The 26558-nt window shown below is 66.5% G+C and carries 18 protein-coding genes; 3 read left to right on the top strand and 15 right to left on the bottom strand.

The window, feature by feature from the left end; translation table 11 throughout:
• Positions 1-20: 20 nt before the first annotated feature.
• Both ACZK08_RS09740 and ACZK08_RS09735 read left to right on the top strand, forming a co-directional pair.
• Positions 21-746, top strand: coding sequence for a DUF6602 domain-containing protein (locus ACZK08_RS09740; protein WP_026070607.1), 726 nt, complete (start codon positions 21-23; stop codon positions 744-746).
• Positions 747-1416: 670 nt separating this feature from the next.
• Positions 1417-1767, top strand: coding sequence for a DUF3653 domain-containing protein (locus ACZK08_RS09735; RefSeq protein WP_065182347.1), 351 nt, complete (start codon positions 1417-1419; stop codon positions 1765-1767).
• A gap of 38 nt (positions 1768-1805) precedes the next feature.
• Here ACZK08_RS09735 and ACZK08_RS09730 read toward each other — a convergent pair whose 3' ends face one another.
• From ACZK08_RS09730 to ACZK08_RS09695, 8 genes are all read right to left on the bottom strand, one after another.
• Positions 1806-2204, bottom strand: coding sequence for a DUF4124 domain-containing protein (locus ACZK08_RS09730; protein ID WP_065182240.1), 399 nt, complete (start codon positions 2202-2204; stop codon positions 1806-1808).
• A gap of 696 nt (positions 2205-2900) precedes the next feature.
• Positions 2901-3752, bottom strand: a complete 852-nt coding sequence (locus tag ACZK08_RS09725; RefSeq protein WP_065182239.1) for an aldose epimerase family protein — start codon at positions 3750-3752, stop codon at positions 2901-2903.
• Entirely contained in the window at positions 3742-4779 is a 1038-nt protein-coding gene (locus ACZK08_RS09720; RefSeq protein ID WP_065182237.1) for a glycoside hydrolase family 43 protein, read from the bottom strand. Before ACZK08_RS09720 ends, ACZK08_RS09725 begins: the two co-directional genes overlap by 11 nt.
• 16 nt (positions 4780-4795) lie before the next feature.
• Positions 4796-6280: an MFS transporter gene (locus ACZK08_RS09715; protein ID WP_065182236.1), complete on the bottom strand. Its 1485-nt coding sequence runs from the start codon at positions 6278-6280 to the stop codon at positions 4796-4798.
• On the bottom strand, positions 6267-8972 hold the full coding sequence (locus ACZK08_RS09710; protein WP_478452706.1) for a glycoside hydrolase family 3 protein: 2706 nt from the start codon (positions 8970-8972) through the stop codon (positions 6267-6269). Before ACZK08_RS09710 ends, ACZK08_RS09715 begins: the two co-directional genes overlap by 14 nt.
• Positions 8972-10654 (bottom strand): glycoside hydrolase family 43 protein, encoded by a 1683-nt coding sequence (locus ACZK08_RS09705; protein WP_478452718.1) that lies wholly within the window; start codon positions 10652-10654, stop codon positions 8972-8974. The genes ACZK08_RS09710 and ACZK08_RS09705 overlap by 1 nt, the downstream gene beginning before the upstream one ends.
• 59 nt (positions 10655-10713) lie before the next feature.
• Positions 10714-12690 carry a sialate O-acetylesterase gene (locus ACZK08_RS09700; RefSeq protein WP_478452717.1) on the bottom strand — a complete coding sequence of 659 codons (1977 nt, stop codon included), beginning with the start codon at positions 12688-12690 and terminating at the stop codon, positions 10714-10716.
• A gap of 2 nt (positions 12691-12692) precedes the next feature.
• Positions 12693-14867 carry an alpha-glucuronidase family glycosyl hydrolase gene (locus tag ACZK08_RS09695; protein ID WP_065182233.1) on the bottom strand — a complete coding sequence of 725 codons (2175 nt, stop codon included), beginning with the start codon at positions 14865-14867 and terminating at the stop codon, positions 12693-12695.
• 92 nt (positions 14868-14959) lie between these two features.
• Between ACZK08_RS09695 and ACZK08_RS09690 the strand changes: the two genes are divergently transcribed.
• Positions 14960-16018 carry a LacI family DNA-binding transcriptional regulator gene (locus tag ACZK08_RS09690; RefSeq protein WP_053516379.1) on the top strand — a complete coding sequence of 353 codons (1059 nt, stop codon included), beginning with the start codon at positions 14960-14962 and terminating at the stop codon, positions 16016-16018.
• A 73-nt stretch (positions 16019-16091) separates the two neighbouring features.
• Here ACZK08_RS09690 and ACZK08_RS09685 read toward each other — a convergent pair whose 3' ends face one another.
• The 7 genes from ACZK08_RS09685 to ACZK08_RS09655 form a co-directional block, all read right to left on the bottom strand.
• Entirely contained in the window at positions 16092-18650 is a 2559-nt protein-coding gene (locus ACZK08_RS09685) for a glycoside hydrolase family 3 N-terminal domain-containing protein (protein WP_478452705.1), read from the bottom strand.
• Entirely contained in the window at positions 18647-20056 is a 1410-nt protein-coding gene (locus tag ACZK08_RS09680) for a sugar porter family MFS transporter (protein ID WP_081284415.1), read from the bottom strand. The genes ACZK08_RS09685 and ACZK08_RS09680 overlap by 4 nt, the downstream gene beginning before the upstream one ends.
• A 45-nt stretch (positions 20057-20101) precedes the next feature.
• Positions 20102-21436 carry a xylose isomerase gene (xylA, locus tag ACZK08_RS09675; protein ID WP_065182230.1) on the bottom strand — a complete coding sequence of 445 codons (1335 nt, stop codon included), beginning with the start codon at positions 21434-21436 and terminating at the stop codon, positions 20102-20104.
• Between the two features lie 46 nt (positions 21437-21482).
• Complete coding sequence (gene xylB / locus ACZK08_RS09670; RefSeq protein ID WP_065182229.1) at positions 21483-22976, bottom strand: xylulokinase; 1494 nt, start codon at positions 22974-22976, stop codon at positions 21483-21485.
• Positions 22977-23173: 197 nt separating this feature from the next.
• Positions 23174-24706: a tryptophan halogenase family protein gene (locus tag ACZK08_RS09665; RefSeq protein ID WP_065182228.1), complete on the bottom strand. Its 1533-nt coding sequence runs from the start codon at positions 24704-24706 to the stop codon at positions 23174-23176.
• A gap of 8 nt (positions 24707-24714) precedes the next feature.
• A complete protein-coding gene (locus ACZK08_RS09660; RefSeq protein WP_065182227.1) occupies positions 24715-25731 on the bottom strand; it encodes a cupin-like domain-containing protein in 1017 nt (338 codons plus the stop codon).
• A 9-nt stretch (positions 25732-25740) separates the two neighbouring features.
• On the bottom strand, positions 25741-26499 hold the full coding sequence (locus ACZK08_RS09655; RefSeq protein WP_065182226.1) for a SapC family protein: 759 nt from the start codon (positions 26497-26499) through the stop codon (positions 25741-25743).
• Between the last annotated feature and the right edge of the window lie 59 nt (positions 26500-26558).

Genomic DNA, 26558 nt, shown 5'->3' with positions numbered 1-26558 from the left:
GAGTGTATGGAGGTCCCAAGATGTCCCAATGGTCACTTTCACAGCTGCTTTCTTCATTGCATGAGGATGTTCAGCTGCGCCTTGCCACTGTCCGGAAGACGTTCAATCACCCAGGGTCCAAGGGGGATGCCAGTGAGAACGTGTGGATCAGCTTGCTGGATACCTACCTACCAAAGCGCTATCAAGCTGCGAAGGCACACGTGGTGGATAGTCAAGGAAATTTCAGCCAGCAGATTGATGTGGTGATTTTCGATCGGCAGTATTCACCGTTTATTTTCACCTACGAGGGTGAAATCATTGTTCCTGCCGAGAGCGTCTATGCGGTGTTCGAAGCCAAGCAGACAGCGAATGCAGAGCTGGTGGCGTACGCCCAGCAGAAGGTGGCAAGCGTTCGACAGTTGCAGCGCACTAGCCTGCCAATCCCGCACGCGGGTGGGGTCTATCCGCCAAAGGCCTTGATGCCAATTCTTGGCGGGCTGCTGACCTTTGAAAGTGACTGGAGTCCAGCGCTTGGGCCCTCCCTGGAAAGGGCACTGACCGCCAATCCCGGCGACGGGCGCTTGGACCTTGGCTGCGTTGCTGCGCATGGTCACTTCTTCTTTGACCATTCCAAGGATCGCTATCTCTTTGTGAATGAGAACAAGCCCGCGACGGCGTTCCTCTTCAAACTCATCGCCCAACTTCAGTTCAGTGGGACCGTACCGATGATTGATGTTGAGGCTTACGGCCAGTGGCTGACGAAGTGATGGCTTGGTCATGGCAGCTGTTGGGCGCGACATGAGGCATGCCTGCCCGGGTACTCCGCGCTGTTTAGCGAGGAAGCTTGCCTGAGGGAGACGCCTCTAGGCTTCACGCGCTTCGTGCCCAGCTCGAGGTGCACCGAGTGAGGTCGCTGCCTTCCGGCCCGGAGCACGGATGTTTCAACTTGGGGCGTCGCGCGATTAGCTTGTGCACAATCAGCGTCAGCGGGCCAGCGCGAGGCTGGCTGAATCTCTAGCGATGCCGCGACTATCCCTTCCTCCGAGTCCGAGTCCGAGCCCCACCTCGACCACGTGGCGGGGCCGACCTAAAGGAAGAGGTTCGCAACCTCCAATGGCCACCTCGACTGCTGCGAGAGCGGCTCGGCCACAATCATCGATAGCCTGCCGGACAAGAGCATTCCAGTCCCCACAGCATTGATTACGCTCGTTTGAACTACGCCGCCGGGCACAGCCGCTCCATTGGCTTTGCCTCAAATTAGAAGCCGTGCATTGGCGCCGCACCAAATTCATGCACTAGCGTTGTGCAATGTCCAACTACACAGCATTGGCGCGCGCGCGATTGTGGTGCAACACCGCATCGATCCATTGATTAATCAATGAGATACAGAATCATAGTTTTGCGCGTGCAACACCTACTCTGGCATGGAGCCTGATCGTGCGTGATCGGAAACTGACCGGTCCTTGGGCTGCTTTTTCGTTTAAGGGTGGCCGACTGGTCACGCCCGAGGGCCGCGAGCTGGAGCCGCAAGACCTCGCATGGCTGTCGCTCACCGCTGCGCAGGCACAGGAATGGCGCCGGATGATGGAGAGCGGCCGCGCGATCGGCAAGCCTCGCAAACCCTTGTCCTTCAACGCCGCCAGCGTGGTGAGCCTCTCCGATGCCTTGGCACAGCGCCGGAAAGTGCGGTCACCGGGAGCGATCGCTGGCCCCGACACCGAGCCACCCGCAGCTGGCCAGCTGGTACCGGGTCGGGACCTCACCAGCGCGTGTGAGGCGCTTCCGTAGGGCGCTGCCCCTACACCCGGCGTGATGCGTCACGATAATTACTTGCACGCCCGCCAGACCAAATCGTCCATACGCCTGCCAACATCAAACGGGCGGTTGGTACCGTAGGCCCTGAAAACGCGCTCACGCTCCGCACGTGCGGCCTCGCACGCGTTGGCATCCCTGTACTGAGAGATATGGTGCAACTGCCCGCCACCGCCGCCTTTTCTGTAAACAGGTGCTGGGCGCGGCGCCGGCCGAGGCGCGACGGAAGCCGAGTTCTGCTGCCGGATCATGTCCAAGCGCCGCTCATTGGCTACCGATTCCGCGGAACGTGGCGCGACCTCTACATTCCACGTCTTGGCGGCTTCACCGCTGGCGCATGGCATTGACTGGTACTCGACGCCGCCCTGGGTGACGCACTTGTAAATCTGCTGGGCGCCCAATGGCGCAGCCATCACACACAGCAGCACTGCTGTCGCAATCCTTGTGACCATGACTTCCCCCTGTAGCTGGGCCGAAGCTTACCCCCTTCGCCTTCGGGTTGGCGAGCACAGGCGGAGTCACAGTCTTGTAGGGATCGCCGGCGTGGTCATGTGGCTGGCGGACTGGAACGAGGGCGTATCCGGGAAGCTGCCGAGTGCCCTATCCCCGCGCGCAATGGCGTTCCCATTGATGACCGCCCCACTCTGCTCGATCCGTTCTGCTTGTGCCGCTGGCTGCTGCTTGTGCCCAGCGGCAACGCCGCGATCCTCACGTGCCTGGACTGCGCCGGGAGCCTTGAACGGGTTGTCCGGCTCACCCCACCTTGCAATGTCGCGACAAATGTCATCAGCCATCGTTAACGGTGTACCACGCGCCTCCGGGGGAAAGCGCGGCAACCGGAAGGATCATCAGTGCACGCATTCACCAATGCTGGCATCTGATACTTGATCTGATGCGTCTGCGCGGAGTCGTAGCACGCGAAGTATCGCGGCTTGAACTTGTAGACCTCTGCGCCGAACCTGCACTACATCGTGCATCCTGACCAGTTCAACGAACCTGCGCGCCAGCGTGACCTGCCGGATGCGCTGATTGCAGGCCTGCGCATCGATTGGAGCCTGTGATGGCCCGCTCCGTCGCAGTTCCCGCCCTGCGCTGGACCGCGCCGCAGTTCAGGGGGCGTCCTGGTCCCAGACCAGCTCGAACGTCTGCGCCAGCTGCTGACCGGGCTGCAGCCGGCGCGGCGCAAGCGTGAAGCCATCAGGTGGCCCGCTCTGCGGTTCGACGCAGGTGGCGTGGGGGGCACCGTCGTAGACAACCCAGTGGTCGCCGTCCGATCGCAGCCGCAGGCGCTGCCCGCCGCGCACCAGCGCGATGTCACGATCACGGTCGGTGATGAAACAGTCATCCCATGGACCTGGCGTGGGCGGCACGCACGGCAGAACGGCAATACCCTCCTCGTCACGCGGGTACATCGCGCGAGGCTTGAACAGCAGCCGGTCCGGCTTACGGAACCACGGGTGCCAGCCCAGTACTGCCGGCATGGCCTGCTGCGCAGCCTGCACCGAGAGGTGCAGCTGCAGGCAGTGTGCCTGCAGGCGTATGACCTGTCGGGCAACGCCACCGAAGGGCCAGTACCTGTCACGCGGCAGATCAAGCGTCAGCGTGGTACTCGTCGCGTCGAGGCTGTCGATCTGCCAGGGCCTGGAGAAGCCGACCCCGTGAATGGCGTGCCCGCCGAAGTTGACCGGCAATTCATGGGGTGCACCGTCGAAGCTGAACTGTCCACGACGAATGCGCCCAGCCCACGGCACCATCGGATAGCAGCCCCAGGCGATCGTCGCCGCTCCGCCCTCCTCTGCGTCCACCAGCCAGTCCACGCCCCGGTAACGCATCTGTGCCAGGCGCCCCCCTGCCCCGGCCGCCAGCGCCACTTCGAGATCGCCTGCCTGAAGCCAGTGCAGCTCACCGGCCGGTAGCGGAGCAAGTGCGTCGTCCACCGGCAGCATGCGCTCATGCACCATAGGGTTCGATGGTCCGGATGCGACCATCGGCCTCCATGTGCAGCGGCGTGCACTTGGCCGAGCGCAGATGCGTCACGCCGCCGGACATCAGCGCATCGTGGTAGAACAGATACCACTGTCCCTTGAAGCTGCAGATAGAGTGGTGCGTGGTCCAGCCCACCACGGGCGTCAGCAGCACGCCGGCATAGGTGAACGGGCCATAGGGGCTGTCGCCGATCGCATAACACAGCAGATGCGTGTTGCCCGTGGAATAGGACAGGTAGTACCGGCCCTGATACTTGTGCACCCACGGCCCTTCAAAGAAGCGGCGCGCATGATCGTCCGCGCGCAGCGGCTGGCCGTGCTCGTCCAGGATCTGCACCTCGCGCGTGGGCTCGGCCAGTTCGGTCATGCCGGCATCGAGCCGGCCCACCCTCGGCCCCAGCGCCGGCGCACTGCCTGTCGGCTCCTCGTGCGCGGTGTCGTACCGATTGTCACGATAGTGCTGCAGCTGCCCGCCCCAGATACCACCGAAGTACAGATAGTGGCTGCCGTCCTCGTCCTCGAATACGGCCGGGTCGATCGAGTACGCGCTCTGCATCGGTTCGGGCCGGGGAATGAATGGTCCCTCCGGCCGTTCGCCGACCGCCACACCGATGCGGAACAGGCCCTGCGCATCCTTGGCCGGGAAATAGAAGTAGTAGCGCCCGTCGCGGCAGGCGGCGTCGGGCGCCCACATCTGCTTGTGCGCCCATGGCACGTCGTCAAGGTGCAGCGCTTGGCCGCAATCGATGGCGTCGCCGTCGGGCGCATCCATCCGCAGTACGTGGTAGTCCTGCATGCCGAAGTGCCCACCCTCGTCGTCGAACGGCTGGCCGCCGTCGATGTCGTGCGAGGGATAGATGTAGAGCCGTCCCTCGAATACATGGGCCGACGGATCGGCGGTGTAGATATGGGTCACCAGCGGCTGCGAGATGGCGTGCCGGGTGAGCTGCGCGAGGCGGGCGTCGTCGGCCCGGCCGTCGTCGCCTGGAGAGAGGTCGATCATGGTCGTCATCGTTGGGTTACGCGGACGCGTCGGCCGTGCGGCGACGCAGTTGGAGGTCCTGTTCGATGCGGGCTTCCGCGCGCTTGTCGATTTCGTACGCGAACAGCAGCGCCACGGCGAGCAGGAAAGGAAGGGAGCAGTAGACGCTTACGGTCAGGCGGATGCCCTCAACCACGCCCTCGGGCTGTGTCGCCATACCCGCCTGGTAGCCGTAGTGGGCAAGAATGCCGGCGACCAGGGCGCCTCCCACGCTGAGGCCGATCTTCAGGCCGCACAGCATCGCCGAGAAGATGATCGCGGTGGCCCGGCGATGGTTCTTCCATTCCGAGTAGTCGGCAACGTCGGCGATCATCGCCCACAGCAGCGGGATGGTGATGCCGTAGCAGAATCCATGCAGCATGAAGGCAGCAAAGGCGACGCCGACCGCCGTCGGCGGAAACAGGTAGAAGGCCAGCAGGAACAGGGTTGAGATGAACAGTGCGCCGCCGAAGACGTCACGCTTGCCGAAGCGGTCTGCCAGCCGTCGCGACACGCCGATGCCCAGGATCATGCAGATGATTCCGCAGGCATTGAACAGGCTGAAGGCCGAGGTTGCCGCGTCCCTGGGCCAGCTGAAGCCAGCGAATCCGGCACTACCCAGACCTGCATTCAGGGCCCTGATCAGGCCGTTGAATCCTGAGTTCTCCAGGAAGCCGGCCAGCGCAGCGTCGCTCATGTAGTACTGGAAGTAGTAGATGTACGTGCCGCCCTTCAGCGCCAGGTTGATGAACACCAGGACGGTCAGGGCCAGCATCACCTGCCACGGCCGGTTGTGCAGCAGGTCAGACAGATCCTGCAGCACGCCTCCGGTCTGCTCGCGGGTGGGAACGATGCGCTCGCGCGTGGTGGCGAAGGTGATCAGGAAGAACACCGTCCCGACGATGGCGAACACGGTCATCACCTGTTCGAAGCCCCGCACGCGGTCACCGTCACCCAGGATCAGCACCAGCGGCATCAGCAGGACCTGGATGATGAACTGCGCGATCATCACGGCCACGAAACGGTAGGCCGACAGGCTGTTGCGCTGTGCCATGCTGCCGGTCAGCACACCACTCAGTGCGGAGTACGGCAGATTGTTCGCTGCATAGACGAAGACCAGCAGAGCGTAGGTGCCCAGCGCATAGATGACCTTGCCGCGCTCGCCCAGTTCTGGCGTGCTGAACGCCAGCAGCGACAGCACGCCGAACGGGATCGCCGTCCACAGGATCCACGGACGGAACCGCCCCCAGCGCGTCGAGGTGCGGTCTGCGGCGATGCCGATCAGCGGGGTGAAAACGAACGCGCCGAGCATGCCGACCACGAAGATGATCGTAGCCGCCGTTGCCGGCGGCAGCCGGTAGACATCGGTGTAGAAGAACGCCAGATAGGTGATCAGGGTCTGGAAGATCAGGTTCGCCGCGAGATCGCCCAGGCTGTAGCCCAGCTTCTCGCGCACCGTGAGGGTGTGTTCAGTGCTTGCCATGCACGGCCTCCACCGAGAACCCGGCCCGCGCGCGGATATCGGCACTCGAGGCGCCGACCCGCACCTCGTAGGCCCCGGGCAGCACCGCATAGGCACCGCCCGCTTCGTCGTAGCGGCGCAGGTCCCGCGGTGCCTCAAGCGAGAACGTCACGGTGCGCCGTTCGCCGGCGGCGAGATGGACACGCTGGAAGCCACGCAGTTCCTGCACGGCCTCGTCGCTGCCAGCCTGCTGGCGTCGCACATAGAGCTGCACGACCTCGTCACCGCTGCGTGTGCCGGTGTTGGTCACGTCCACGTGCACACCCAGCCGGCCATCGGCATTGATCCTGTCCGCATCAATGCGCAGTGCGGCGTAATCGAAGCGGGTGTACGAGAGCCCGTGGCCAAACGGATACAGGGGGGTGCCGCGGAAGTATCGGTAGGTACGGCCCTCCATGCTGTAGTCGTCGAACGCCGGGAGCGCTTCACCGGCCTTGTAGAAGGTCACCGGCAGACGACCTGCGGGGTTGACGTCGCCGAACAGCGCCTGGCCCACGGCAGTGCCGCCGCGCTGCCCCGGGTACCAGCTCATCAGGATCGCCGGCAGATGGTCCTGGGCCCAGTCAACGGCCATTGCCGATCCGCCGGTCAGCACCATCACCACCGGCTTGCCGGTGGCATGCAGTGCCTCCAGCAGGGTGCGCTGAGGTGCAGGCAGCCGCAGATCGGTCCGGTCCCCGCCCGCGAAGCCCGGATAGTTGACGGTCATCTCCTCGCCCTCGACGTCGCCGGTCAGGCCGCCGACAAACACCACGACATCGGCGTCGCGGGCCGCATCAAGGGCTTCGTCGAAGGGTGCCTTGGCGCCCGGCATGCGCCAGCCCAGCCGCACGCCCGCATCACGCTCGTCGTCGTAGTACTCCAGCTTCAGCTCGTAGGCGCGGTCCGCCTGCAGATCGACGTCGATGCCTTCGGCGTGCAGACGATCCGAGTTCACCCAGTGGTCCAGCACGCGCTTGCCGTCCAGATACAGCCGGAAGCCGTCGTCGCCGGCCACCTCCAGCCGATAGCGCCCGGATACCGGCGGCAGCAGCTGTCCGGTCCAGCGGATGCTGAAACCATCGCTCGGAATGCCCTGCCCCGGCGCCGCCTCGCCACGGGCAAGCAGATTGTCGGTTGGCGAGCCGCGGTCCCAGCGGAAGCCGATCTGCGCGTCGGTGCGGACCAGTGCCGGCGTGCCCGACAGGTCGGCCGTGCGGAAGTACTCGCCACGCAGGCCACGCTCGGTCGACGCCGCCGACGGCCGCAGGAAGGTCGGCTCGATCAGCGGCGTCGCGCTGGGATCATCACGCCCCTCGACCAGGTCCACGCCACGGGCGTAGCGCACGTCGATACCCTTCGCCGCATCGCGGATACCCTGCAGTATCGTGACCGGCGCGGCCGGTGTGCCGAAGTAGTTGCCGAGCAGCGCCATGGTGTCGTCAGCCGTGGGACCGACCACGGCAATGCGCTTGAGGTCACGCGACAACGGCAGTACCCCCTCGTTCTTCAGCAGGACCAGCGATTCCTGGGCGGCCTTCAGCGCCAGGGTGTCGTGCGCGGGCGCCTGGTTGACCGAGGCGGGAATCCGCGCCCAACGCACCCGCTCCGGTGGATCGAACATGCCCAGGCGCATCCGTGCGGCGAACAGGCGTGTCACCGCGTCGTCGATCTCCGCTTCGGTGATCAGGCCCTGGCGCACGGCTGCGGGCAGCGTGGCGTACTCCTGTCCGCACTCCAGCTCGGTGCCATTCCTGACCGCCAGCGCTGCGGCGGCTTCGCGGGTGGCAACGATCCGGTGATGTTTCCAGATATCGACGATCGCCCAGCAGTCCGAGACGACGTAGCCCTTGAAGCCCCAGTCACGCCGCAGCACGTCGCGCAGCAGGAACCGGCTGGCACTGGCTGACTCGCCATACACCCGGTTGTATGCGCCCATCACCGCATCGACATCGCCCTCCTTCACCAGCGCCTCGAACGCCGGCAGGTAGGTGTCGTACAGGTCGCGCCGGCTGGGCCGCGCGTCGAAGTGGTGACGGTCGGCCTCCGGCCCGCTGTGCACGGCCAGATGCTTGGCCGTGGCATCGAGCTTGCGGTACACCGGGTCATCGCCCTGCAGGCCACGTACGAAGGCGACGCCCATGCGGGCAGTCAGGTAGGGATCCTCGCCGTAGGTTTCCTGGCCACGGCCCCAGCGCGGGTCACGGAAGATGTTGACGTTCGGGGACCAGAACGTGAGCCCCTGGTAACGCCCGTGCGATCCCTCGCGGAGAAACTGGTGATGCTTGGCACGGGCCTCGTCGCTGATGGTCGTCGCCACCTCGCCCATCAGCGGCACGTCGAACGTTGCCGCCAGGCCGATGGCCTGTGGAAAGACAGTGGCCTGCCCTGCCCGCGCCACGCCATGCAGCCCCTCGTTCCACCAGTCGTAGGCCGGCACACCGAGGCGCTCGATCGCCGGCGCGGCATTCTGCATCTGCGCGGCTTTCTCCTCCAGCGTCATCTGGGCGACCAGCGATGCGGCCCGCTGCTCGAAGCTGGCCGAAGCATCCAGCCATGGCCGCGGCGCAGCGGCCGACGCGGCGGTCGCCACGCACAGCAGCGCAGCATAAAGCGCCCGCCGGCCATGCCGCGTGCCGCGGTGGACAGCGTCTTTGGACGAAGTCGATATCATCACTTGCTCCTCCCGGCGCGCTCATCGCGCGCGAATGGTCCCAGCAGTGCGCCTACGAAGCCGCCTGCGCGATCAGTACTCAGAACCGTGCCATCCACACCGCGTGCCAGCGTTTGCCAGCCCTGCCCGTCACCGGTATCGAACGAGAACGCGTAGTCGGCCTCATCCCCGGCGATCTTCAGACGCAGGACCGCGGATGCGGGGACCTCGCGGCTGGCCAGCGTTCGCGTGGTGCCGCTGCCGTCGCGGCCCTCGAGGAAGACCGACAGACGATCACCGCGTACGCTGCGGACGCCAAGGAAGTACCAGTAGGCCTCGCTCTGGAATGCAGCCAGGCCCGCCGCGACACCGATGGCCGGACGGGACATCTCGGTACTCGCCTCGAAGCGCAGATGCTGCTGGCGGCGACCGAGGAACGCCGGATTGCGCAGCGTGTCCAGATTCTCCGCAAGCGGGTGCACGGCCAGCATGCCCGGCCGGTCACCCAGGTCGGCCCAGGCCTGTTTGGGCACCCGAACGCGCAGCCAGTGGGCGGCAAGCGTCGGCCCATCAAAGGTGTCGCGGTCGACGAAGTTGCCGGTCAGCGGCGCCTGGGACGCCTGCCCCTGCATCCAGGACGGTGCCTTGACCACATAGGGAATGGCCTGGTCGGTCGGCAGGATCTGCGGCCAGCCATCCTGCCAACGGACCGGCAGCAGATAGGTTTCGCGCCCGGTGTTGTAGTGCCGCTTCTGGTAGTTGCGGCTGGCAAGGAACACTGCCCACCACGAGCCGTCCGGGCCCTCGATCAGATCGGCGTGCCCTGCATTGGTGATCGGCAGCGGCCGGTCGTCCGGCAGCTCGCGCTGGGTCAGGATGGGATTGCCCGGATAGGGGATGTACGGCCCCCACACATCACGGCTGCGCAGCACCACCTGCGAATGCTGCGGCCCTGTGCCGCCTTCGGCGTCGGACAGGTAGTACCAACCCTCACGCTTGTAGATGTGCGGCCCTTCGATCCAGATGGGGTTCTTCGCCGGCTCCACGCCACCATCGACCAGCACCCTGCGCGGGCCGACCGGCTTGAAGGTCGACAGATCGATCTGCTGCATCCAGATGGCGCGGTGGCCGTCGTAGCGCGCCGGACCAGGCGGCACATCGTTGTTGATCAGATAGACCTTGCCATCGTCGTCGAAGAACAGTGACGGATCGATGCCATCGATGCTGGGCAACCAGTGCGGATCGGACCACGGTCCCGCCGGATCCCGCGCGGTGGCAATGAAATTGCCACCACTGTCGGTCGCGGTGGTGACGACGTAGAAGGTTCCCTCGTGGAACTCGATGGTGGGCGCGAAGATGCCGCGGGAGACGCTCAGACCGTCGAAATCCAGCTGTGTCGGACGGTCGATCACGTTGCCGATCTGCTTCCAGTGGACCAGGTCGACGCTCTCGAACACCGGAATGCCCGGGTAGTAGGTGAAGCTGGAGTTAACCAGATAGAACTTCCCGTTCGCGCCCACGATGCTCGGATCGGCGTGGAAGCCGGCCAGGATCGGGTTGCGGTAGTGGCCCGCCGGCAGCGGCGCCTCAAACGCGGTGTCATGACCGCGGTACTCGAACCAGTCGAAGTACACCGGCGGCGCGGCCTCTGGCGAGGCGGCATGGGCGGTCGCCGCCGACAGCGCGAACATCGCTGCCAGCATCCGGCGCGCCAGTGACACCCGGGCGCGCCGGGCAGAAGGGTGCTGCAGGGACAACATCTTCATCGTCGGGCCTCGGCGTCGGCAATGGGAAGTTCGAACGGACCGGCCGGCGCCCCGCTGCTGTCACGCAGCGTGCACACCGGGCCATCGGCCCAGCAGTAGCGGACATGCGTCGGGCGCAGGGAAGGCAGGCTGCGCAACACCACCCGGCGTCCATCCAGTTCGGCGTCGCTGTACTCACAGCGCGGGGCAGCGGCATCGCAGAGTTCAAAGCCGATGGGGTGCTTCGAACCGATTGCTGCCAGGGCGCCGTCGACATCCTCGAATTCGACGGCCACGCCTGCCGGCACGCGCAGGGCCCTGGCCGCATCCGGCCCTGACGGGGCCACTGCGTGCTCGCCGTAGATGACGTGGCGCGCGACCCGGGCCAGACGGCGACCCAGTTCCTGCTTGTTCGGTGGGTGGATGTCGTAGGCATCGCCGATGTCGATGGCCACGGCGAGGCCACTGCGGGGATCTTCGGCCGCGACCCGGCGCTGTGCGTCGCGCACCTGCGCCCATCCGCTGTCCGCAGGGGCGACGGGCGGTTGGCCATAGCCAGCCAGTTGCACCAGCAGCAACGGCGTGCCTGCACCGAACTGGCGTCGCCAGTCATCCCGCAGCGAGCGCAGCAGTGCCGCATATCCGGCGCCGTCGCCGGTGTTCGACTCCCCCTGGTACCACAGCATGCCGCGCAGTCCGAACGCGCCCAGCGGCGCGATCATGCCGTTGTACAACGTCGATAGACCCGTCGCCGCCTGCCAGGGAGCGAACGGGGGCGCTTGTCCGCCAGGTGCCATCCGGTACTGCCAGGACGCATCCAGCACCACCCGCTGACCGTCCTCCAGGATCACCGCATGTGCGGTGGCAGGGCCGGCCAGGCCACCTTCACCGTAGGTGTCCAGCACGTTGACCACGACACTGTTGGACCCGGCCTTCAACAGCCCCTTCGGCAGCGGATAGCGCCGCTCACCGGCGCCATACTGGCTGCCCACGGCGACACCGTTCACCCAGGTCATGTCCGTCTCGTCAACGGATGCCAGTTCGAGCGTCGCGCCCTGCGCCGCCTGTTCCGCACTCAGCGTGACCTGCGTGCGATACCACACCATGCCGTTGTAATCGGCAAGCGCCGGGACGTTCCAATGCTCCCATGCGCCCAGCGCTGCCGGCGCCGGTTGCCATCCGCTGTCGCTGGCCTCCGCGCGCCACGGCGCTGCGCCGGGCACAGCCTCATCGCGCGTCGCCCACCACTGCTGCCAGTACCGCCCCCAGCGTGCGCGTGCCGCCAGGGGGTCACCGGCATACAGCGCGAGGATATCCAGGGGCTCTGCCATGCCCCGCTGCGCGCGCAGCGCCTCGACGCTGGTCCATGCCTCGATCCGCGAGCCGCCCCAGGCGGCCTGGATCAATCCCATCGGCACGGCGACCGTGCGCTGCAGCTCGCGTGCGAAGTAGAGGCAGGTCGCGGAGAAGTCGCCCACCGTGGCGGGCGATGCCGGCGTCCAGGCAACCGCGCTCTGGAATGTCGTCTGCGCCTGCACCGCCGCGGCCTGCGGCACGGTGAACAGGCGGATCGTCGGCAGCGTGGCGGAGGCGATCTCGCTGCCTGCATTGAGCGCGCGCCACACGGGCAGCTCCATGTTCGACTGTCCGGAGCACAGCCAGACATCGCCGACCAGGATGTCGCGGGCGGTCTGGATGTCCTTGCCGGACGTTGCCTGCAGCATGTGGGGGCCGCCTGCCGGAGTCGGCTGCAGCGTGGCGTGCCATCGGCCCTTGGCATCCGCCTGCGTGGTCACCGCCTGCCCGGCGAAGGTCACGGAAACCTCCTGTCCCGCAAGCGCCTGGCCCCAGACCGCGATCGGCCGATCACGCTGCAGGACGGCATGATCCTGGAACAGCGGATGCAGCAACGCCGCCGGCTCCCGTGCCGCCACGGACCCGGCCATCGCAGCCAGGGCCAGCAGCAAGGCCGTCCTCCCGGCCCGTCCGATCATGCTCATCGTCCATCCCCCGGTGCGAAAGGAAACTGCAATGCCTGGTAATACGACAGCGGGTGCGGCGGTGGCGGTTCGCCGGGCGGCAACGGCCGGCCGCTGAGCGACTGGAAGTACGCCACGCTGGCATCGCGCCACCATTGCGCCTCCTCCTGCTGGATCTGCAGGAACGCGGCCACGTGCTGATAGCGTTGTGGATCGATCCGGCCCTGCAGGGTTGCCCAGGCAGCCTGCAGGGACTGCACCTGGCGCACGCCACGCGAGTAGCGTCCTACCAGTTCGTCCCACAGCATCTGCCCCGAACGCATGCGGTGATCCCACGGCACATGATGGAACCACAGCAGCAGCGACTCCGGCACCCGCGCCAGGTCGCCGTACTCCGCGGCGACCGCCGGGGCGTACTGGGATACCGCGTTGCTCCCGGCCGAGGTGCGGTCGAAGCCCACGCCGTGCCGGTCCGCGCGGTGGTAGTACACGGACGTCCAGTCGGCGCGTGGCCCTCCATCCACCCAGGGACCGGGGCCGTAGTGATGCCCGCGGGCCATGAGGTGATGCAGGCCCAGCGGGGTCATGTAGTCCACCGCCGCCTCACGCGAGGCCATCATCATCCGCACGATCGGGCCGGTCACCTGCGGGTCCGGCGAGAACGTCAGCGCGGCCCAGTCTTCAGCGATGGCGCGGGCAGACTGCTGCGGATTCCAGGCCAGCCGCCCGAAGGCATACCAGTTGGCCTGATCGAAGTGCGAGCCGCTCCAGGTCCGGTCCACGCCGATGTTGGCGACGCCGGCGATGCCGGTCAGCGCATGGCCGTGCAGCGAACCGTCGACCACGCGCGCGACCGTGGAGCCCGGCCCGCGTACCCGGGTGTCGGCCCGCAGCACTTCCTCGTAAAGCGTGCCCAGGTACACCAGGTGCGTCGCAAATCCCAGATACTCCTTGGTGATCTGGAACTCCATCATCAACGGCGTGCGTGGCATCGCGCCGAACAGCGGATGGAACGGCTCGCGGGGCTGGAAATCGATCGGCCCGTTCTTCACCTGCACGATCACGTTGCGGCGGAAGGCACCGTCCAGGCCGATGAACTCACCGTAGGCCTGCTTGGCGCGATCTTCGGGTACCTCGTGCGAGTAGACGAAGGCACGCCACATCACCACGCCGTTGTGCGGCGCCAGGGCATCGCCCAGCAGGTTGGCACCGTCGGCATGGGAGCGGCCGTAATCCTGCGGGCCCGGTTGGCCCTCCGAGTTCGCCTTGACCAAGAAGCCGCCGAAATCCGGGATGAGGGCGTAGATCTCTTCGACCTTTTCCCGCCACCAGCGCTGCACCTCCGGATCCAGCGGATCGGCCGTGGCCAGGCCGCCGAGCTCGATGGGCGCGCTGAAGCGTGCGCTCAGGTACACACGGATGCCGTAGGGGCGGAACAGGTCCGCCAGCGCGGCGGCCTTGGCGAGATAGGCCGGCGACAGGCTCAGGGCGCTGGCATTGACGTTGTTCAGTACGGTGCCATTGATGCCCAGCGACGCGTTGGCGCGGGCGTAGTCGGTATAGCGCGGGTCACGCCACTGCGGCAGGGTCTGCCAGTCCCACAGGGAGCTGCCCGCGTAGCCGCGTTCGACGTAGCGATCCAGGTTGTCCCAGTGATCGAGCACCCGCAGCGCAACCCGGGGCGATTCCCGCACGTCCAGCGACTCCAGCGATCCGCCACGCTGCAGCAGCCGCAGCAGGTGGAACACGCCGTACAGCACACCGATGTCCTGCCGTGCCGCCACCAGCAGAAGATCGCGTCCTCCGCTGCGGACCTTCCTGATCAGGTAGCCATCCTCGCCCAAGGTGGCAATGTCTTCGTGGAACGGCGCGACCAGCATCGAGGACTGCGGCGTGCCCAGCACCAGGGCGTGATCACCGGCGAGGTCCGTGCGGATGGGCGGTGCCTTTCCCAGTACCCCGGGAAGGCCGCGCGCCAGTTCATCACGCGCGGCGCGCTGGGTGGGCGTCTGGTCAGGGGCGACCACCTCGCCCAGCTGCAGCCGATAGCCGGCAGCGACCTCCGCGGCCGCCGGCACGTAGCGCATCCACAATGCGTAGCCATCCTCCGCATGTGCGCCACCGGCGCATGCCAGCAAGGCAAGGGCGGCGCACAGCCGTCCGCCGACAGCACGGAACAACGGCGTTAACATTCGACTTTGTAGACTACGACCGGCGCCGGAACGGTTCATCATCTGCCCTCGCACCTGCGCGGCAACGCCACCAAGAACAAAGGGATCGTGCATTGGACAAGCCGAAGAAATCGGTTCGCCGCAGAACCGCTGGCGTGACGATCGACGAGGTTGCGGCCCTTGCCGGCGTTTCGCCGATGACCGTGTCGCGGGTGATCAACCAGGGCAAGGTGCGGGACGTCACCCGCGAGCGGGTGATGCGTGCCGTGCGTGAGCTGGGCTATACGCCCAATCTGGCGGCCAGTTCGCTGGCCGCTGCGCAGCACACGCGCATTGCGTTGATCTATACCAATCCCAGCGGTGCCTACCTGCGCGAACTGCTGGTCGGGCTGCTGCGCGTCGCGTCCAGTTCTGCCATCCAACTGGTCATCGACTACTGGGACAACCTTGACGATGAGTCCGAGCGCACGGCAGCGCGTGCCCTGGCCAGCCGCGTCGACGGGGTGATCCTGCCGCCGCCGCTGTGCGAATCGCAGGCGGCCGTGAGTGAACTGGTGAAGGCCGGCATCCCGGTGGTGGCCATCGCATCGGGGCGCCTGAGCGAGGCCCTGTCCTGCGTCCGCATCGACGACTTCAACGCAGGCAAGGAAATGACCGAGCACCTGATCCGGCAGGGCCACAGCCGCATCGGCTTCATCCGAGGGCGCCGGGATCTGAGCGCGAGTGCGCGTCGCTACGATGGTTTCGTCACCGCGTTGCAGGAAGCCGGACTGTCGGTGGAACCCGGCCTGGTCCAGCACGGCGACTACACCTACCGGTCCGGACTGGCCGCCGCCGAGAAGCTGCTGTCCCAGCGTCGGCCACCGACGGCCATCTTCGCCAGCAACGATGACATGGCGGCAGCCGCCATCTCCGTGGCGCACCGACGCGGCCTGGAGGTCCCCCGCGACCTGTCGGTGGTGGGCTTCGATGACACATCGGCCGCGACCACCGTGTGGCCGGAACTGACGACGATCCATCAGCCGATCGCCTCGATGGCCAATGCTGCCATCGATATCCTGCTGCGCACCATCCGTCGCCCGGCCGGAAACGCCCCCGTACTGCGGGATCATGTCGTGCCGCATCGCCTGATCGCACGCGATTCGGTGGCGGCCCCGCCCACGCACCGGTAGCGCACAGGCCCGTGTCATGCCGGCACCCGCACGGTGCCTGTGTCCAGCGCGCTGGCCTTCAGGCAGGATGCCATCACGCACCGCATCCGAGGGTGGTCTCGGCTTCGTTCAGCGCGCCCAGCGCCACGCGGGACACGGAGATCGTCATTGCATCAGCCGTCCCCACCGACCACGGCCGATCCAGCGCACCCACCTTCGCTCCGGCCGCAGCCAGGCATTTCAGGGGAATGCCCACGCGCGTCCACTGGCCGACCGGAAGCGCCGCCAGCGTGGGCCCGATGGCGATGCGGGCCGAGCACCCGGCACCACAGCCCACCGCCAGCCACGCGTCGCCACGTGGTGCCACGTCGACACGCAGCGTGGTCAACAGCATCAGATCACCGTTGGCTTCCCGCTGCAGGTCCAGCGGCGTGTGCGACTGCAGTGCGGCCACAGCTTCCCCCTGACCCGACCAGGCAAGACGCCGGCCATCCTCCTGGGCAAGATGGTCCACACCGGTGATCTTCAGACGGTCATCTGCCAGTGCATCCGGCACGCTGATCACGGTCATGCCCTGCCCGGCACCATCCTCCAGCCGCAGCGCCATGCCGGCACCTGCATCGCCGCGGGCAAAGAAGACACCGGTTGCCCCCTCGTTGCCGGTGACGCCCGAAACTTCCGGCAGTGCCGCCAGATCGCCCTTGTCGGCATAGCTCAGACCGAAGCCGAACGGGAACAGCGGGGCGTAGTCCTTCTGGCCGACGTTGTTGGCGTACTGCGTGGCCGTACGTGGCCAGCTGAAGCTGAGTCTGCCCTTGAAGTCGTGCTGCATGCGGCCATCCGGACCACGCAGCAGTACGTCGGCAACGCCACCGCCTTCCGATCCCGGCAGCCACGCCGCCACGAAGGCGTCCGCGGCATTGATTTCCCGGTTCACCCAGAGAGGTCGCCCGCTCAGGAAGACCGCCACCACTGGAATGCCGTCTTCCTTGAGCCGGCGAATCAATCCCAGATCCGTTTCATCGCCGGGCTTGTAGGCCAGCGTGGGCAGGTCGCCCTGGAACTCGGCATACGGATCTTCACCGAACACCACCACCGCCACATCCGGCTTCACTGTGTATCTGCCATCGATGGCAAGCGTGGCCTCGCCACCCGCGGCCCTGGCCTGCTGCGCAATGCCCTCGAAGATCGTATCCGCATTGGGGAAGTCCTTGCGGGTGGTGCCGGTGCCCTGCCAGTTCAGCGTCCAGCCGCCGGCCTGCTTGCCGACATCATCGGCACCGTCGCCGGCCACGAGGATCCGCTGCTTCGGCGACAGCGGCAGGATGCCGTTCTGGTTCTTCAGCAGCACCAGCGACTCGCGCACCGCCTGCCGCGCCACCGCGCGATGCTCAGGGGCGCCGATCAGCGCGAACTGGCCGCCGACCGCCCGGGTGGAAGGCCTGCCCGCCTCGAACAGGCCCAGGCGGAACTTCACCCGCAGGATCCTGCGCACCGCATCATCCAGCCGCTCAGCAGTGATCCTGCCGTCCTTCACGGCTGCCAGGGTGGTTTCGTAGAAGCCCTTCCAGCTGTCCGACGCCATGGCCATGTCCAGGCCCGCATTGATGGTGGCGGGACAGTCGGTGGTCGTGCAGCCCTTGATCTGTCCATGGCCATTCCAGTCGCCGACCACGAAGCCGCCGAAGTTCATCCGCCCTTTCAGCACGTCGGTGAGGTAGTGCCGGTGGCCGTGCATCTTCTCGCCGTTGACGCTGTTGAACGACGCCATGGCGGTCTGTGCTCCGGCAGCGATCGCCGGCGGATAGCCGGCCGCATGGATGCGCACGAGCTCGGCCTCGCTGATGCGGGTGTCGCCCTGGTCCTTCCCGCCGGTCGTGCCACCATCGCCCAGGAAGTGCTTCACCGACGCGATCACATGGCGGCCATCAAGAAAGTCAGGCGCCCCTATCCTGCCCTGCAGGCCCTCCACCATGGCACCCGCATAACTGGCCACTACGGTGGGAGACTCCGAATAGCCCTCGTAGGTGCGCCCCCAGCGGTCATCCTGCGGAACCGCGACCGTTGGCGCGAACGTCCATTCCATGCCGGTGACGCGTGTCTCCAGCGCGGTGATCTCGCCGATCCTGCGCAGCAGCTCGGGATTGCGAGCAGCGCCGAGCCCGATGTTATGTGGGAACAGCGTGGCGCCGATGATGTTGCTCTGCCCGTGCACCGCGTCGATGCCGAACAGCAGCGGAATTGCCTTTCCACCCTGCGAGGTGTCCATGGAGGCGTCGTAGAACGCGTCCGCCAGCGCCAGCCACTCGGCGGGCGATGCATCGTAGCGACCGCCAGGATCGGAGTTGCCTCCGGCCAGGATCGAGCCGAGCCGGTATCTGCGCACGTCGTCGGAGGTGATGCTGGCGATGTCTCCCTGCACCAGCTGGCCGACCTTTTCCTCCACGGTCATGCCGGCCATCAGGTCGGTGATGCGTTTCTCCAGTGCGGCATCCTCGGCCAGGGGCCAGGCCACCTGTGGCCATGGATCAGCCTCGGTAGCGGTGGCCTGCGCTGGCCGGCCTCCCCCCTCGCAACCGACCAGCGCCAGCATCAGTCCGGCGATCAGCGCGCCGGCACGGCGCATGGAATCCTGCGATGTCATGGCGCTCATCCTTCCATCTGCTCCAGTTCCTTGCCCTTGGTCTCGTGCACATGGCGCAGCACGAACGCGACCGAGACCACCGCGGCCACCAGGTAGATGCTGTAGGTTGCCGCCAGCCCGGCCGCGGCCAGCAGCATCGGAAACGTCACCGTGACCGCGAAGTTCGACGTCCACTGCGCTGCACCGGCGACGGCCAGTGCCGAGCCCCGGATCTGGTTGGGGAACATCTCGCCCAGCATCACCCACATCACCGGTCCCCAGGACAGATTGAAGAACACGACGTAGGCATTGGCGGCGACCAGCGCCAGGGTGCCCATGCGGCCCGGCAGCTGCAGGTGCCCGTCGGCCAGCGAGCCGCTGGCGAAGGCCACCACCACCAGCGCCAGGGATACGGACATGCCCACCGAGCCGATCCACAGCAGCGGCTTGCGACCGATACGGTCGATCAGCAGCACGGTGACGAGGCATGCGCCGATGCTCAGTGCGCCGGACAGCACATTGATCAGCAGCGCGTCGTTCTCCGAGAACCCGACCGCCTGCCACAGCACGGCGCCGTAGTAGAAGACCACGTTGATGCCGACCAGCTGCTGGAAACAGGCCAGGCCGACACCCACCCAGACGATGGGACGGATCCGCCCGGTCGCTCTGCTCCTCAGGTCGGACAGCCGCGGACGATGATGGTCGGTGGACAGGGAGGCCTCGATCTCGTCGAGCGTGAGCTGTGCCTTGTCGCGGCCCAGCAGCCGGGTGAGAACCCGCAGTGCGTCCTCCTTGCGCCGCTTCACCACCAGGTAGCGGGGGCTCTCGGGGATGGTCAGCAACAGCAGCAGGAACACCAGCGAGGGCACCGCCTGCATCCAGAACATCCAGCGCCAGGCGGCCTGCCCTGCCCACAGAGGCTCCGTCGATGCCCCGGCGGCGGCGGCCAGCAGGTAGTTGGACAGGAACGCTGCGGTCAGCCCGCTGATGATCGCGATCTGCTGCACCGTAGCCAGTCGGCCACGGTAACGGGCGGGTGCCACCTCGGCGATGTAGGCCGGTGAAATCACGCTCGCCGCGCCAACTGCAAATCCCCCTATCACCCGCGCGACGATGAACCACGCGGAAGAACCCGCAGCGCCGGCCCCCAGCGCCGACAGCAGGAACATCACCGCCGACAGGATCAGCACATTGCGCCGCCCCAGCCGGTCGGCCAACCTGCCGGCGCTGAAGGCACCCACGGCGCAGCCCAGCAACATCGAGGCGATCTCGAAGCCCTGCATCCATTCCCCGGAGCGGAACGCCTGGTGCAGGCCGTCCTGGGTGCCGTTGATGACGCCACTGTCAAACCCGAACAGGAACCCGCCAATCGTTGCCACCACGCTGATCAGAACGATCAGCCGTGTGTTCTCTCCGCCATCTGCTGCCTGGTTCATCGACATCCCCTCGATCGCTCCATTGCCGCCTTGACGCTGCCGTGCTCAGCGCAGCAGATACTGGTTGAGCAGGTTCTCGTAGCGTTCCTGCTTGCCGCTGGTCTGGCGCGGCTCGCCGATATCGGCGGCCAGCGTGGCCAGGTCGGCAAGGCTCAGCGTGCCGCGCTCGAAATCCTTGCCGGCTCCCGTGTCGAAGCTGGCGTAGCGCTCCCTGCGCCACTGCTCCCACGGCGACTCGGTGAGCAGTGCGTGTGCCACTTCCAGACCTCGTGCGAACGCGTCCATGCCGCCGATGTGGGCAATGAACAGGTCTTCCAGGTCAGTCGACTCCCGGCGCACCTTGGCGTCGAAATTCAGCCCCCCCTCCAGGCCACCCTGCCGCAGCACGACCAGCATCGCGCCTACGGTGTCGTACAGATCGCTCGGGAACTGATCGGTGTCCCACCCGTTCTGCGCATTGCCACGGTTGGCATCGATGCTGCCAAGCAGGCCATGGTCGGAGGCCACCTGCAGGTCATGCTCGAAGGTGTGCCCCGAGAGCGTGGCGTGGTTCGCTTCGATGTTGAGCTTGAAGTCCTTGTCCAGCCCGTGCTCCTTCAGGAAGCCCACCACGGTCGCGCTGTCGAAATCGTACTGGTGCTTCATCGGCTCCATCGGCTTGGGCTCGATGAGGAAGTTGCCTTTCAGGCCGATGCTGCGGCCGTAGTCGCGGGCCATCGTCAGGAACCGCGCGAAATGCTCGATCTCGCGCTTCATCTGCGTATTGGCCAGCGACGCGTAGCCTTCGCGCCCACCCCAGAACACGTAGTGCTCGCCCCCCAGCTCGACGGTGGCATCCAGCACGGCCTTCACCTGCACCGCGGCACGGGCAACCACGGCGAAATCAGGATTGGTCGATGCGCCGTTCATGTAGCGCGGGTGCGAGAACAGATTGGCCGTACCCCACAGCAGCTTGACCCCCGTGGCGTCCTGGCGGGCCTTGGCCAGGCGCACCATGTGCGTGAGATTCTTCTGGTACTGGCCAATGTCGTCTGCATCCGGCGCCAGGTCGATGTCATGGAAGCACCAGTACGGCACGCCCAGCTTGGTGAAGAACTCGAAGGCTGCATCGACCTTCGCCTCTGCAGTGGCCAGCGGCGAACCGGCCTCCCACGGAAACTGCCGGGTTCCCGGTCCGAACGGATCGTGGCCGGCGTTGCAGAAGGTGTGCCAGTAGCACACGGCGAAGCGCAGGTGCTCCTGCATGGTCTTGCCGCCGATGACCCGGTTCGCGTCGTAGACCTTGAAGGCGAGCGGATTGTCCGAGTCCCTGCCCTCGAACGGAATGCGGCCGACGCCCGGGAAGTACTCTTTGGCGCCGATGAAGGGCTGCGTGGTCATGGTACGTGCTCCTGTCGTTGTGCGGGATGTTGGAGGGAGGCGGACCTCAGCCGCGCTGCAGCGGCGTGACGGCCTCGAGATGGCGGAGAAAACGCGAATAGGCGGAGGCATAGGCGGCGCTGCGGCCGGAATCCGGACGCGCGGACAGTGCCGGGTCCACGCGGACATGCTGCGCGGTGACCTCGCTGACCGGCGCGGCATCACCCTGCGACCGCCCGATGGCCCACAGGGCCTGCAGCGCCGCACCGAATGCCGCGCCTTCGGCCTGCACCGGCACGTCGACCGGCAGTCCGAACACATCGGCCACCAGCTGCCGCCACGCGGCACTGTTGCTGCCACCCCCGGTAAGCACGATGCGGTCGAACTGCATCCCGGCGCGCCTGAACGCGTCGTAGCCGAACTTCAGGCTGTAGGTCGCCCCTTCCATGGCAGCGCGGTAGATGTGCGCCGGCGTGAAGTTATGGGTGTCCAGGCCGGCCAGCACGCCCTTGCCCAGCGGCAGGTCGGGGGTGCGCTCGCCATTGAGGAACGGCAGCATGACCAATCCGCCAGCGCCGGGCGACGTCGCGTCGAGGTGGGCATCGCCGTCACGCGTACTGAAACCAAAGGTACTCGCTACCTGCTCGGTCACGACGGTGCAGTTCATCGTGCAGATCAGCGGCAGCCAGCCGCCGGTGGAAGAGCAGAAGGCGGCCCAGGCCCCGTCCGGATCGATCACCGGTGAATCGGAGTAGGCAAACAACGTGCCCGACGTTCCCAGGCTCATCGCCAGGCGGCCTTCCGTGACGCAGCCGGTGCCGATGGCCGCCATCATGTTGTCGCCACCGCCGACCGCCACCTTCACCGTCACCGGCAGTCCGAGCATGCTGGCAGCCGCGGGGTCGATATCGAACAACGCATCAGGTGGGGCGATGGGGGGAAGGCAGGCAGCAAGATCGCGGTCCGGATCCGTGGCGCGCAGCAGCGCCTGCGACCACGTGCGCGTGCGCACATCGAGCCAGCCCGTGCCGGAGGCATCTCCGTGCTCGCAGAACCGCTGCCCGGTCAACACGAAATTGAGATAGTCGTGCGGCAGCAGGATGGTCGCCAGCCGCGCATAGGCTGCCGGGCGATGCGTCTTCGTCCACGGCAGCTTGGAGGCCGTATAGCCGGCAAGGATCGGATTGCCGGCCAGCGCGATGGTCCGGTCGATTCCGCCGGCGGCATCCATGATCCGGGTGCATTCGGCCGACGTGCTGGTATCGCACCAGAGCTTGGCCGGCGCCAGCACGTCGCCCGCCGCATCCAGCGGCACGAAGCCGTGCTGCTGGCCCGATACGGCCAGACCTGCAATGCGTGACCGGAGCGATGGATCAATCCCGTCGAAGCAGGTGCGCAGCGCTGCCACCCAGTCGGCCGGCACTTGTTCCCGGCTGCCATCGGCGGCGCTGCTCATCTCCAGCGCCGCGCTGGTGCGGGCGACAACGGCACGCGCCTCCGGGTCGTAGACCAGCACCTTCAAACTCTGCGTTCCTGCGTCGACACCGGCAACCAGACCCATCGAAACCGCCTCCGAACACCGAAAAGTTAGCGCTACCATTTCTGACATTCAAAAAAGGAGGCCTTGTTGCACTGCCTCCTCGTTTGCACGGCGTGCGTGCCGCCCGCCGTGATGCCGCACTGTAACCAGCCGCGGCGGAAAAAGCGTGCTGCAACGCAAAACCCTGCTCGCCGTCGCGGCATCTGCAGGCAGACCTGTTACGACGCCGCCCTGTTCGCGTGCCATACCTCGGGGCCCGAACGGCAATAGCGGTCGATGAATTCCGCCTGCGATGGCATCTGCGTGGCCGCCTGCCGCACCGGCTGCTGGATGCGTTTCAGCAGCGTGCGCAGGTCGGCGTCACTCAGTGCCCGCGCAAGCGGGTGCGGGCGGCCCGGTTGGATGCCCTGGCCAAGCAGCACACTGGTCCACGACTCGACCCGGAACAGCTCGCCGGGGTCCTGCCACGCGTGCGCGCGCTCACGCCACGCGCGCAGCCGCTGCTGCAACGACTCGGGCACCGCCATCTCGCGGCACGCCTTCCACAACGGCTCTTCGCGCTGGGTGGCGTGGTAATGCAGGATGATGAAATCGCGCACGTGTTCCATCTCCTGGCGACTGACCTCGTTGTAGAGCTGCACCAGTGAGGCCGCGATCCCATCGAACGGAAACAACTGGATCAGCCGCACCACGGCGCTGATCGTCAGATGGATGCTGGTGGATTCCAACGGTTCGATGAAGCCACTGGCCAGCCCCAGCGCAACCACGTTCCTGTTCCAGGCCTGCAGACGGCGTCCACTGCGGAAGGGCACCTGCCAGGGTTCGCGCAGCGGCGGTGCGCCCACGTCGCGCAGCAGCTTCGCCCTCGCCTCATCATCGGACATGTGCCGGCTGGAGTAGACCAGCCCGCATCCGACGCGGTGCTGCAGCGCGATATGCCAACGCCATCCGGCTTCATGGGCGATGGCCCGGGTGTACGGCACCGGCGGCGCGATTGATTCGGTCTGTACCGCGACGGCACGATCGCACGGCAGCCATTCGTGCCAGTCCTCATAGCCGGTCTTCAATGTCTGCTCGATCAGAAGGCCACGGAAGCCGGTGCAGTCGATGAACAGATCGCCCTCGATGACCTGCCCGTCGTCCAGCACCAGCGACTGCACCGAACCATCATGCGCATGCTGTCTGACCTCGGCGATCCTGCCCTCCACCCGTCGCAGGCCTTGCGCTTCGGCTCTGCGGCGCAGGAACCGGGCGTAGAGACCGGCATCGAAGTGATAGGCGTAGCTGGGCTGCGGCTGGGTCTGCAGCGAGAAGCGGTCGTCGCGCGAGGCGACGCTCTCCAGGCAGAAATCGCCCAGGTCCGATGGCATCCCGCGGCGGAGGCTGTCCAGCCAGAAATGGTGGAACGGCGTGGCCCAGGTGCCATGTCCGATGGTGCCGAACGGATGGAAGAAGCGCTCGCCCGGCAGGCGCCAGTTCTCGAACGAGATCGACAGCTTGAACGTGCCGGCCACCGCGCGCAGGAACTCCTGCTCGTCGATCTGCAGAAAGTGATGGAAAGTGCGGATGGGCGGTACGGTGGACTCGCCGACACCGACCGTACCGATCTGCTCGGACTCGACCAGGGTGATGTCCAGCTGGTCACGGAATTGATGGGACAGCGCACATCCGGCCAGCCAACCGGCGGTGCCACCGCCGGCAATGACCACCTTGCGGATGCGCCCTTCTGCTGTGCTCGCGGTATCGATCACGGTGCCCCTCAGCGGTTGAGTCTGCCCAGCAGCATCGCGCGCATGCGGCGCGCGCGCTGCTCGTCGAACGGTGCAAGATCCCCCCGCGCATCGTCGGGCAGGTGCTGCCCCGCGCGCGCGCCGGGGCCGAATACGTAGTACTGGAAGAGCGCTTCCCACGCCTTCTTTTCACGCGCGGGCAGATCGCGCAGGGCCCACATCGCATGGTGCAGCGCCGGCAGGGGCGAGCCGAGGAAGGCCGGCGAGCTACGCCACCAGTAGTTCACCAGCACATTGAACGGCGCCAGGCTGCGCACATGGTGCCACCACATGCTGGGAATGAAGATGGCATCCCCTGGCTCCAGCACTGCGCTGCGCGCATTCGCCAGGGCCTCCCTGAAGCGGGGATACCGGTCGAAGTCGGGACGTTCGAAGTCCACCACGCTCACCACCTGGCCGCCTGGCGTGGGATCCAGCGGGCCTGGGTAGAGATTGTCGATCTGTTCGGGCGGGAACAGCGTGAACTCGCGTCGGCCCACCGCGCAGCACGCAAGGTTGTCGGGGGTATCGAAATGGCACGATGCGGTGACGCGGTTGCCGATCCAGATGCTGGCCAACGCGTCGATGCCCTGCCCTGCCAACCCTGCCTGGTTGGCCTGTGCGAATGCCGGCAGCAATGCCCGCTCCACCGGCAGCGACGCCACGTAGTAGGTGGGCGGTCTTGGCTCATGCAGCGTCGAGGCGATCCCGTCCAGCACCTCGCTGAGCGATGCCCGACGGACCTCGAAGTTCAGCCGGCTGAAGTCGGCGGTGTAGAACGGGCGCCCGTCGATGTCTGGCCCGCCGAACGAGTACTGGATGGGCACGCCCGCGTCGACGCCGCCCAGGTAGCCCAGCGCGTCCAGCGTGGAGCGCTGTCCAGCCTCGACCAGCGGCCAGTTTGACGCAATGCCTCGCAGCACTACCGGCTCTCCGGCCTCGACCAGCGAGGCCAGAGGCAGCGCAGCAGGATCGATGCCCTCCAGTATCCGCATCGTAGCCCCCATCGCCCGCCCTCAGTTCCTGGCCGTGGACGCTGCTGCATCCTGCGCGCGCAGGCGTCGCTGCTTCTCGGCGATCAGGCGGCGCATGTTGTGCAGCGACGCCAGCATCAGGTAGGCGCCCTCAAGGCAGCCAGCGCGATTCAGCGCGGCCAGCGTCGAGTCGTCCAGCAGCGCCAGGCGCTCACGGTCGATGCCGTGCAATCCGTTCACGCTCACCCGGTGATGCTGCGTGATCTGCACATCGAGCGTGACCGGCTGGATCAGTCCGCTTTCATCGAGCATTGCAAACATCGCGGCGCCGAATGCGCTGCCATCATGGATGCCACGCAGCACGCCGGCGATGTGGTCGAGGTAGGGGGTGTTGCCACCCTGCGGCAGGAACAACGGCTCGCCGGCATCGGTGTTGACCCGGGGATGGTCCAGATCGACATGCATCACCGCCTCCCGGGTGAGCACACCGTCGATGTAATGCTCCTGGAATCCGATCAGGAACGGCCCCTTCGCTGCGGCTCCCGGAAGATAGGAGGCGTTCCAGCGGCCGTCCTGCAGGAACAGGTTCTCGTGCTGTTCAAACCCGAGCAGGGCGACGGCCTGCCATTCGCCCGATCCGGCCTGTTTGCGCAGGAAGATGGGATATTCCCGCTGCAGTTCGGCGAACTCGCTGGGATAGGCCGGCACCATGCCAACGGCGTCGCCGAACTCGGGGCCGAAGCCGGTGGCGACCCTCAGGTCCCGATGGGCGATGTTGTTGAGCATTTCATAGCGGGCCATCAGGGTGTCCAGTCCGGTGCGGGGCCAGTGGCCGGCAGGGTACCGCCGGCACGTGCGAC

This window comes from Stenotrophomonas sp. 112478_Sma (assembly GCF_056479905.1).
The sequence above is the reverse complement of the archived record's forward strand: the minus strand, read 5'-3'. Positions and strand labels throughout refer to the sequence as shown.